Origin of the sequence: Clostridium thailandense (assembly GCF_019207025.1) — a bacterium.
GTDB classification, from domain to species: Bacteria; Bacillota; Clostridia; order Clostridiales; family Clostridiaceae; genus Clostridium_AM; species Clostridium_AM thailandense.
Map to the genome: position 1 here is coordinate 71,423 of NZ_JAEEGC010000035.1, position 9,349 is coordinate 80,771.

Here is a 9,349-nt window from a genome sequence, read left to right on the forward strand (position 1 = left end):
AGAAAACTAATATCTTTATTCTGCCATATCCTTCAATTTTATTGCCAGTGAAGTTAAGTTGTGTAATGCAGCGTCCATTTGTTGAATTTTTGATAACTGATCTTTGAAGGTATCTGTGGTTGAATTAATGCTTTCATCAATACTATTCACCGAAGTTTCGATTTTAGTAAGAGTATTATTTATTTCGTTGATAGATTTACTACTAGAATTAGAAAGCTTTCGTATTTCATTTGCTACCACAGAGAAACCTCGACCATGTTCACCTGCCCTAGACGCTTCGATTGCAGCATTTAATCCCAAAAGGTTTGTTTGAGATGCTACATTTCTTACAAAGCTTAATACCTCATCTGTATTTTTAGCATTGTTTGCAGCCTCGCGAACTTCAGATAATATTTTATCATTTGAGTCCACAGCTTTTTCAATTCCAGAAGAAATTAATGAAGATATTTTAGCTATTTCCTCTAAGGAGTCAGACAAAGTTTTAGATAAACTTAATATTTCGTGATATCTCTTCAGATTCTTTACCAGAACAATACTACCTATAATTTTTTCCTTTTCATCTTTAACAGGAATGCCTACAGCTTTAATTTCCACTCCAAAAACTTCTTTTGGAACATTTAGAGTAACTGGTTTTCTAGCTTTAATACATTCATAAGCAGCACCACCAGGTCTTAGTATATCACCAGATTTTGCATTCATATTTATATTTTTGCTGTTTACTACCTTAATAAAACGGTCAGTTGTTGACATAGTAAAAGCTATTTCATCTTCAAAAAAGTATTGCATATAAGGCATTAATTCATTAAAGGCCTGTTGTAGCTTGTTTTCAATTAAAAGATTGTCCATCTTTATCCTCCTAATATGTTAAAAATTATAATTAAAATAATAAATTTTATAGAACTAAACATATGTATTGTATAATTATATAATATCATAATATTGATGATATTTTAAAAAATAATTTAAAAATATGGTAACAATTATTACTAATCATAAATATACTATAACTATAAAAAGCTTATGAAGAAATTATATTAAGTATAATACTTAAGAGAAAGTTATATTAAATTTTATACTAAAAGAAGATAAGGAGGGTTCTTTATGGGACACAGACATGGAGGATGTTGCGATATATTCAGAGGATGTGGATGCGGCGGATTCGGAGGAAATAGTATAATTTGGATAATAATATTATTATGCTTCTGTGGAGGCGGAAGAGGAAGAGGCTGCTAAAATATATTAAATATAAATATTTGGGAAACGAAAAATTCGTTTCCCTTTCTGAGTTTGTAAAATTAATATTCATCACATAAATTATGGACTTGAGCTATTGTGTTAACTACGGAAAAAATTATAATTGAGGCAAGATTGGCTGTAGTATTATCTTGATCAAATCTTGGGGAAACTTCAGCTATATCGAAGCTTATTACTTTGTTAGATCTCATAATGTATTTCAAAAATTTCAACACACTTTCGGGATCTAAACCTAAAGGTTGTGCAGCACTTACACCAGGTGCAAAGGAGGATGAAAATACATCAGAACATATGGTTATATAAATACGATCTTGAAGTTTTATGAATCTTTCTAATTTTTCTAAGGTGTCCCAGCTGTCATGGTCTACTATGTCTTTTGCTAAAACATAATCAACACCAAGTTTATTTGCAGTTTTAAATAAATCAACTGTGTTACAGTGCTTTTGAACTCCAAGGCATAAATAAGAATATTTTAAATCGCGATTCTTACATATATCAGATATTTGTCTAAACATTGTTCCTGAACTTCCTCCATTTGGATAAGGCCTGAGATCAAAATGTGCATCAAAATTTATTATACCAATATTAGGTCTAGAGGTATTTTGAGACAAATGATTTAGGACACCATTATAATTTCCCAAAGTAGTTTCATGGCCTCCTCCTAAAATTATTGGGAAAAGCTTTAGATTCAATATCTTTTTAACTGCCTTTGAGAGCAAAGCTTGAGCTTCTTCTAGAGTTATATTTTCACAATATATGTTTCCAGCATCAAAAAGCTCAACTTCTTTTGTGAAAACACATGGCAAATTAGATAACTCTTTTCTGATGCCTTGCGGACCATTAGCAGCTCCAATTCTGCCTCTATTACGTTTTACACCTTCATCACAGCAGAATCCAATAAAAGCAAAACCGAGTTTTACATTAGCAAGATGGGGATTATTTTCTCTTAAATCGAGAGGTTTTACCCATTGATGCCATCTGAAAGCGTCAAAATTACTTTCACTATCAGTTCTTCCCTGCCAAAGAGATTTATCCATAGGCTTATAGTTTGTGTTAAACATTTTGTCCTCCTAAATTAACTTTGAGACTTAAAACTTAATACATAGTTTGTCCCTTCGTACTTTATTGTAATTATATCAAAAATAGTTTAGCTTTTGAATATATCTTTTTTCCATGAGTTATAGAATGGAAGCAGTCTATTAAACAAGAAATCCAGTACGTCAAGAGAATTGTGATCTTGTGCGGAAGCTTGTGTTTCTTTAAGCACATCTAATTCTAATTGTAAAGTACCCATTAAATATTTGAATTCTAAAAAATTTATATTTATTATAATTGGATCATTATAAGAGCTATTTGTTAAAAAGTAAATTATATCCTGTAATTTGTCATTAAAATCTTTTAAGTAAGTAAGCTTCTCAAAATCATCCTCAGTAGCAGTTATAAGCTTTTCATTAATTAGTATTTGTTTATAAACACAATTAAGAATCATGTCAATTTCATCCAAATTAATTTCTAGTTCTTTTCTAATATACATTAAATCATTTTCAGGAAAAATATCTATAGAAAAACTTTGAGTATGTAAATTTTCTGTATTAATTTTTTTGCTGAATTTTTTAAATTCAATTATCTTGCCCATAAGTTTACTCCTTATTATTTAATATTATATATCAATATAGACTTTATATTTTATATAGTAGTATGTGTTTCTTACATTAAATTATAACATATATTCAAGTTTAATATTTAAACATAGTTTGTTATTTGTGTTTAAATATTAAACGAAAGAGTAAATTTATTTATCTGATAGGTCTTCGCTTAAAAATAACTTATTCTATTAAATAAGGAATTCTATAGTGAATTTTTGCTTATTAATAAATATGAACTTGATATTGGCATAGATATTGCTATATGTAAAAGTGGAATAATTTTAATTATACAGGGTGATTAGAGATGATTACACCAATACATTGTTTTAGTACACTTATAACGCTTCTTATAGTATCTTATTTAGGGTTTGTTTCTAGTAAAAATGTAAAATCATCAAAAGATTTTGCAGTGGGAAATAGACAGTTAAGTAAAGAAAAAGTGGCAGGAAGTCTTATAGCTACTATTGTAGGAGGGGCTTCTACTATAGGAACCTCAGAACTGGCATTTCAACAGGGAGTTAATGCTATGTGGTTTACCTTAGGCTCCAGTATTGCTTGCATATTTCTTGGAGCCTTATTAGCAGGACCTTTAAGACGAGCGGAAGTTGACACTATTCCGCAATTTTTAAGTAGAAGCTACGGAGTTTATGCAGGTTTTGCCGCTAGTATATTTACATCTATCGCAATATTTATTCACATTACAGGACAGGTACTTTCCTCCACAGCCATACTTACATCTATGTTTCATGTAACAGTGAATATAGCAGTTGTTATAACAATGGTACTTATTATATCCTATATATTCTTTGGAGGTTTTTTAGGAACAAGCATAATAGGTATTGCAAAAACTCTTTTATTATATTTGACCTTAGCGATTTCAGGAGTGATTACTTATAAATGCTTTCACGGGATACAAGGCTTTACTGCTGCATTTCCGCGGGAACCTTGGTTTGATTTGTTTAGTGGGGGAATAAGTGAAGGTTTGGCTATGGGCTTTTCCTTAGTGGTAGGTGTTGCATCAACACAAACTTATTTGCAGGCACTATTTGCTGGAAAGGATGAAAGGGAGTCAAGAAATGGCGCGTTTTTATCTGCACTATTGATTCCACCTATAGGTCTAATAAGCACTTTTATTGGAATGTATATGAAAACCTCAAATCCTAGTTTAACACCTAGTCAAGCATTGCCAACTTTTATATTAACTTATCTTAATCCGTGGATTGGAGGTATTGCTATAGCAGCACTTATTGTATCCGTTATTGGAACAGGAGCAGGGTTAACTCTTGGTATAAGTACTATGATTAATCGAGATATATATCTTAGATTTATAAATCCAAAGGCTGATGATAAAAAACAATTAATGGTTTTAAGGTTATCTGTATTTGCTCTTTGTGCTGTAGCTATGCTTATGGTATTTACAAATCTTAATACCTTAATATTAAAATGGAGTTTTTTATCTATGGCTCTTAGAGGAACTACAATATTCTTTCCACTAATAGCAGCTATTTATTATAAAGACAAGATTAATAAAATGGCAGGTTTAGTGTCGATTATCGCTGCACCTGTAGCTGCAATTATATGGGAATTATTTGGCGTAAAAACCATAGATCCTTTGTATATAGGATTAGCTACCAGCATAATTTTCCTTTTACTACTTTCTATAATTCCACAAGAGGCTGCTGTAAAAAAGGGGGAGGTAAGATGATGAAGAAAATATTTATTAATCGGAATTTATGTAAAAAATGCGGTATATGTATAGAGTTTTGCCCATCAAAGATATTTACTGAAAAAGTTGATAAAACTCCAATGCCTGAGTATGAAGAAAAGTGTATAGGTTGTAAGCTTTGTGAGCTAAGGTGTCCAGATTTTGCAATTAAGGTGGAGGTGAAAGAAAATGAGCTTAAATAATGTAACAAAATTTGTTCAAGGAAATGAAGCCATTGTAGAAGGTGCCATAGCAGCAGGTGCTAGATTTTATGCTGGTTATCCTATAACTCCATCTACAGAGATAGCAGAATGTGCATCTATACGACTACCTCAGGAAGAGGGCATATATATACAGATGGAGGATGAGCTTGGAAGTATTGCAGCTGTAATTGGTGCCTCATTATCTGGAAAAAAGTCCTTTACTGCGACGAGTGGTCCAGGACTTTCACTTATGGCTGAAAATTTAGGTGTAGCAATTATGGGAGAAGTACCTTGCGTTCTAGTAGATGTTCAACGATCAGGTCCTAGTACTGGTTTGGCTACAAAACCTGCTCAAGGTGATGTAATGCAAAGTAGATGGGGAACACATGGAGATCATGGGATAATAGTTTTGTCACCTTCCTCTGTGCAGGATTGTTTTGATATTACTATTGAGGCCTTTAACTTAGCGGAAAGATATAGAACTCCAGTTATTATTTTAGCAGATGCAATAATAGGACATTTAAAGGAAAAAGCTGTTTTTAGAGAATTGGAAGCTTGTGAAATAGTAAACCGTAAAAAACCAGAAGGGAGTATTAAAGACTATAAACCTTTTGATTTTGGAGAAGATGACGTTGCACCTTTAGCTAATTATGGTAGTGAATATATACTTAGAATTTCAGGATCCACCCATGATGAAAAAGGTTTTCCAAACAGTAGTCCTGCTAATGCTGACAAGTTTATAAGACATTATACTGATAAAATAGAAAAAAATAAAAAGAATATCATAATTACCAGAAAATATAATTTAGAAGATGCAGAATATATAATAATAGCCTTTGGTGCTTCTGCAAGATCTGCACTTGAAGCTGTGGAAATAGCAAGGAATAAAGGAATGAAGGTAGGGTTGTTGCAGCTTATTACAATATGGCCTTTTGCAAAGGAGGAAGTCTTAGAGATATGCTGCAGGGCAAAAGCAGTCATTGTTCCTGAGATGAACTTAGGACAAATTATAGGAGAAGTTAAAAAGGAAAATAGGTTTGGAATTCCAATTGTAGGTGTAAATAAAGTTAACAGTGAAATGATTACTCCTTATGAGATACTAGAGAAAATAGAGGAGGTAGCAAAATGTCTATAATGAACTATGATGACTATTTGGTTAAAGAAAAATTTCCACTATTTTGGTGTGCTGGTTGCGGCAATGGAAATGTACTAGGCGCATTAGTTCGATCCTTTGCCAAGCTGCAGCTTGATAAAAACAAAACTGTAGTTGTAACTGGTATAGGCTGTTGGGGCAAGGCAGATGATTATATATCAACGAATACATTTCATGGAACTCATGGTAGGGCTCTTGGATTTGCTACAGGTATTAAGCTAGCTAACCCTGATTTGAAGGTAGTAGTGCTTATGGGAGATGGTGATGGTGCAACTATAGGAGGTAATCATCTTATACATGCGGCTAGGAGAAATGTGGATTTGACAGTTGTATTAGTTAACAATTTAAACTATGGAATGACTGGTGGGCAATATTCAGGAACTACACCAGAGGAGAGCTATACGGCAACCTCAATATATGGTCATGTAGAAGATGGCTTCGACTTATGTAGGCTTGTTGAAAGTGCTGGAGCACCTTATGTTGCGAGAAGTACAGTCTATAACATTGTAGAACTTCAGAATCTAATTACTGAGGCTTTGCAGAAAAAGGGATTTTCCTTTGTAGAGGCCATTTCTCCCTGCACAACCCATTACGGAAAATTAAACGGTAAAAAGACAGCTCCTGCTATGCTGAAGTGGATAAAAGAAAGTTCTTTAACTATAAAGCAAGCTGAAAAATTGAATTATGAAGAAAAAAAAGACAAGTTTATTTTAGGAAAGTTTGTTGATATAGATAAAGCTGATTACAGTACTAAATATAAAAAAGTAATAGAAGTAGCTAAAAGTAGGTAAAGGAGGCAGGGTTTTATGGGACATAGATATGAAATAATATTAAGCGGTGTGGGAGGTCAAGGATTGATTACTTCTGGTTCTATACTGGGTCAGGCGGCAGTAATACATGAAAATATGAATGCTAGCTTGACTTCTTCCTATGGAGTGGAGACTAGAGGAACTTTTACAAAATCTGATGTAATAATAAGTGAAGATCAGATTTATTATCCAGAAGTTTTAAAGGCTGATATAATATTGACTCTTGCTCCTGTTGCATATAATAAGTACGTTTCCACTTTAAATAAAGATACTATACTAATATATGATAGCAGTTTAGTGTCAGAGATCAAGAAGCCTCAGGGAAAGCAATATGGTTATCCTATTACTGAGCTTGCACTAGAGCTGGGTAGTGAAAAGGTTACTAATATCATTGCTATTGGGATAATTGTAAGGAAAACTGGAGTGTTAAAAAGGAAATCTGTTATTGAAGTGCTTAAAGATAAATTTTCTAAAAAAGAAAAAATTCAAAAACTCAATATATTAGCTTTTGAAAAAGGTTTTGAAATGGAATAGAAAGAGGTGGTAAAATGATTGAATCTTTTGAGGAATTAGTAAAGGCTGCTAAAAGGTACGGTCCTAAAACTATTGCAGTAGCGGTATCAGAAGATGAATATATTTTAAAAGCAGTTTATTATGCTTATAAATATGGATTAATTAAGGCAGTACTTGTTGGCAATAAAGCCGCAACATTGAGTATTGCAAAAGATATAAATATAAATATAAATAAGTTTGAAATAGTGGAGGCTGGTGATAAGGTAGAAGCCTGTAGGAAAGCAGTAGAGCTCGTTAGAAACAAAGATGCGTCTATGCTTATGAAAGGACTAGTGGATACTTCTATATTAATGAAGGCTGTATTAAATAAAGAATCAGGACTTATGTCTGGGAATTTGTTAAGTCATGTAGGAGTTTTAAAAGTAAAGGGATATAATAAATTATTCATATTAAGCGATACAGCTGTGAATATAATGCCTACTTTAAAAGACAAGATTAAAATAATAAATAATGCAGTTAAAATAGCCCATTCACTTGGAAATGTAATGCCTAAAGTAGCTGTAGTATGTGCCGTTGAAAAACCAACGGATAAAATGCCAGCAACACTAGATGCAGTTGAACTTACTAAAATGAATGATGAAGGAGAGATAAAGGGATGCATGGTAGGGGGGCCTTTTGCTTTAGATAATGCCATATCTCTTGAAGCAGCTCAGCATAAAGGCATACAGCATCCCGTAGCAGGTAATGCAGATATATTGATTTTACCTAATATTGAGACTGGTAATGTACTTATTAAGTCCATGGAACATTTTGCAAAGGCTGAAAAAGCAGGGATAGTAGTAGGTGCTGCAGCCCCTATTGTATTAACTTCTAGGGCTAGCTCTGATGAATCCAAGTTTAACTCTATAGCACTTGCAGTATTAACCTCTGATTAATTGATAGGAGATGATAAATTTGGATAAGACATATAAAATACTTGTTATAAATCCTGGATCAACCTCTACCAAAATTGCTATTTACAATAATGAAAAAGAAATATTTTTAGACACAGTCAGGCATTCCATAGAGGATTTAGAAGAGTATGAAACCGTATATGGACAGTATGAGTTCAGAAAAAAAGTTATACTAGAAAAATTAAATGAGAGAACTTCTGACTTAAAAGATATAGCTGCTGTTGTTGGACGTGGAGGAAATATGAAGCCCGTTGTAGGTGGAACTTATAGAGTAAATGATCAAATGATAGAGGACTTAAAAGATGGGGTTATGGGACAACACGCGTCAAATTTAGGGGGAATACTTGCAGCAGAAATAGCTACTATGCTTCAGGTACCTGCCTTTGTGGTTGACCCTGTTGTAGTTGACGAATTTCATGATTTATCACGGATTTCTGGAATTCCTGATATTCAAAGAAAATCAAAAGATCATCCATTGAATCAAAAAGCAGCTGGAAGAAAAGCTGCAGAGGAATTAGGAGGAGAATATAATAAATTTAATTTCTTAATAGTTCATCTTGGCGGTGGAATATCTGTAGGAATCCATAAAAAGGGGAGAATTATTGACGTAAATAACAGCCTTGATGGCGATGGACCTTTTTCACCGGAGAGAGGAGGAGGACTTCCTGTTGGATCACTTATTGATCTTTGCTATTCTGGAAAATATACTAAAGAAGAACTGAGAAAGATGATAGTAGGCAGAGGAGGTCTCGTTGGATATTTGGGTACTAATGACACTAGAAAAGTTAGTAGAAGGGCAAAATTGGGAGACAAAAAGGCTGAATTAGTTTATAAAGCTATGGCTTATCAGGTAGCAAAAGAAATAGGAGCTGGGGCAGCTGTATTAAAGGGTGAAGTAGATGCAATAATTTTAACAGGAGGTATTGCCTTTGACGAATTATTCGTTAACTGGATAAGAGAATACGTAGATTTTATAGGTAAGGTAATAGTATATCCTGGTGAGTTTGAAATGCTTGCGTTAGCACAAGGTGTACTTAGAGTATTTAATAAAAAAGAGGACATACAAATATATAAATAGAGGATTTATTAATCGTGCATAGAATAAGGGTTATT

The 9,349-nt window shown here is 33.0% G+C and carries 11 protein-coding genes; 8 read left to right on the forward strand and 3 right to left on the reverse strand.

The window, feature by feature from the left end; translation table 11 throughout:
• Positions 1–15: 15 nt before the first annotated feature.
• Positions 16–846: a methyl-accepting chemotaxis protein gene (locus I6U48_RS08515; protein WP_218319989.1), complete on the reverse strand. Its 831-nt coding sequence runs from the start codon at positions 844–846 to the stop codon at positions 16–18.
• A gap of 255 nt (positions 847–1,101) precedes the next feature.
• Here I6U48_RS08515 and I6U48_RS30045 point away from each other — a divergent pair, with 255 nt between their 5' ends.
• Complete coding sequence (locus I6U48_RS30045; RefSeq protein WP_281421806.1) at positions 1,102–1,233, forward strand: hypothetical protein; 132 nt, start codon at positions 1,102–1,104, stop codon at positions 1,231–1,233.
• A 62-nt stretch (positions 1,234–1,295) separates the two neighbouring features.
• Here the strand turns inward: I6U48_RS30045 and hutG are convergent, their stop codons facing one another.
• Complete coding sequence (gene hutG / locus I6U48_RS08520) at positions 1,296–2,315, reverse strand: formimidoylglutamase (RefSeq protein ID WP_218319990.1); 1,020 nt, start codon at positions 2,313–2,315, stop codon at positions 1,296–1,298.
• Positions 2,316–2,401: 86 nt separating this feature from the next.
• Positions 2,402–2,890 carry a hypothetical protein gene (locus I6U48_RS08525; RefSeq protein WP_218319991.1) on the reverse strand — a complete coding sequence of 163 codons (489 nt, stop codon included), beginning with the start codon at positions 2,888–2,890 and terminating at the stop codon, positions 2,402–2,404.
• Between the two features lie 314 nt (positions 2,891–3,204).
• Between I6U48_RS08525 and I6U48_RS08530 the strand changes: the two genes are divergently transcribed.
• Genes I6U48_RS08530 through buk form a run of 7 tightly spaced genes read left to right on the forward strand, consistent with a single transcriptional unit; the run spans position 3,205 to position 9,314 of the window.
• On the forward strand, positions 3,205–4,605 hold the full coding sequence (locus tag I6U48_RS08530) for a sodium:solute symporter family protein (protein ID WP_218319992.1): 1,401 nt from the start codon (positions 3,205–3,207) through the stop codon (positions 4,603–4,605).
• The gene (locus I6U48_RS08535) at positions 4,602–4,808 is read left to right on the forward strand and encodes a 4Fe-4S dicluster domain-containing protein (RefSeq protein WP_246615254.1); all 207 of its coding nucleotides are present in this window, start codon (positions 4,602–4,604) and stop codon (positions 4,806–4,808) included. The genes I6U48_RS08530 and I6U48_RS08535 overlap by 4 nt, the downstream gene beginning before the upstream one ends.
• A complete protein-coding gene (locus I6U48_RS08540; RefSeq protein ID WP_218319993.1) occupies positions 4,795–5,943 on the forward strand; it encodes a 2-oxoacid:acceptor oxidoreductase subunit alpha in 1,149 nt (382 codons plus the stop codon). The genes I6U48_RS08535 and I6U48_RS08540 overlap by 14 nt, the downstream gene beginning before the upstream one ends.
• On the forward strand, positions 5,934–6,752 hold the full coding sequence (locus I6U48_RS08545) for a thiamine pyrophosphate-dependent enzyme (protein WP_246615255.1): 819 nt from the start codon (positions 5,934–5,936) through the stop codon (positions 6,750–6,752). The genes I6U48_RS08540 and I6U48_RS08545 overlap by 10 nt, the downstream gene beginning before the upstream one ends.
• A 15-nt stretch (positions 6,753–6,767) precedes the next feature.
• Positions 6,768–7,304, forward strand: coding sequence for a 2-oxoacid:ferredoxin oxidoreductase subunit gamma family protein (locus I6U48_RS08550; RefSeq protein WP_218319994.1), 537 nt, complete (start codon positions 6,768–6,770; stop codon positions 7,302–7,304).
• Positions 7,305–7,318: 14 nt separating this feature from the next.
• Positions 7,319–8,218: a phosphate butyryltransferase gene (locus I6U48_RS08555; RefSeq protein WP_218319995.1), complete on the forward strand. Its 900-nt coding sequence runs from the start codon at positions 7,319–7,321 to the stop codon at positions 8,216–8,218.
• A 19-nt stretch (positions 8,219–8,237) separates the two neighbouring features.
• The gene (buk, locus tag I6U48_RS08560; protein WP_376774541.1) at positions 8,238–9,314 is read left to right on the forward strand and encodes a butyrate kinase; all 1,077 of its coding nucleotides are present in this window, start codon (positions 8,238–8,240) and stop codon (positions 9,312–9,314) included.
• Positions 9,315–9,349: the final 35 nt, after the last annotated feature.

Coding starts and splice junctions, on each gene's coding strand:
- I6U48_RS08515 (WP_218319989.1), bottom strand. CDS start 846: ATGGACAATCTTTTAATTGAAAACAAGCTACAACAGGCCTTTAATGAA.
- I6U48_RS30045 (WP_281421806.1), top strand. CDS start 1,102: ATGGGACACAGACATGGAGGATGTTGCGATATATTCAGAGGATGTGGA.
- hutG (WP_218319990.1), bottom strand. CDS start 2,315: ATGTTTAACACAAACTATAAGCCTATGGATAAATCTCTTTGGCAGGGA.
- I6U48_RS08525 (WP_218319991.1), bottom strand. CDS start 2,890: ATGGGCAAGATAATTGAATTTAAAAAATTCAGCAAAAAAATTAATACA.
- I6U48_RS08530 (WP_218319992.1), top strand. CDS start 3,205: ATGATTACACCAATACATTGTTTTAGTACACTTATAACGCTTCTTATA.
- I6U48_RS08535 (WP_246615254.1), top strand. CDS start 4,602: ATGATGAAGAAAATATTTATTAATCGGAATTTATGTAAAAAATGCGGT.
- I6U48_RS08540 (WP_218319993.1), top strand. CDS start 4,795: ATGAGCTTAAATAATGTAACAAAATTTGTTCAAGGAAATGAAGCCATT.
- I6U48_RS08545 (WP_246615255.1), top strand. CDS start 5,934: ATGTCTATAATGAACTATGATGACTATTTGGTTAAAGAAAAATTTCCA.
- I6U48_RS08550 (WP_218319994.1), top strand. CDS start 6,768: ATGGGACATAGATATGAAATAATATTAAGCGGTGTGGGAGGTCAAGGA.
- I6U48_RS08555 (WP_218319995.1), top strand. CDS start 7,319: ATGATTGAATCTTTTGAGGAATTAGTAAAGGCTGCTAAAAGGTACGGT.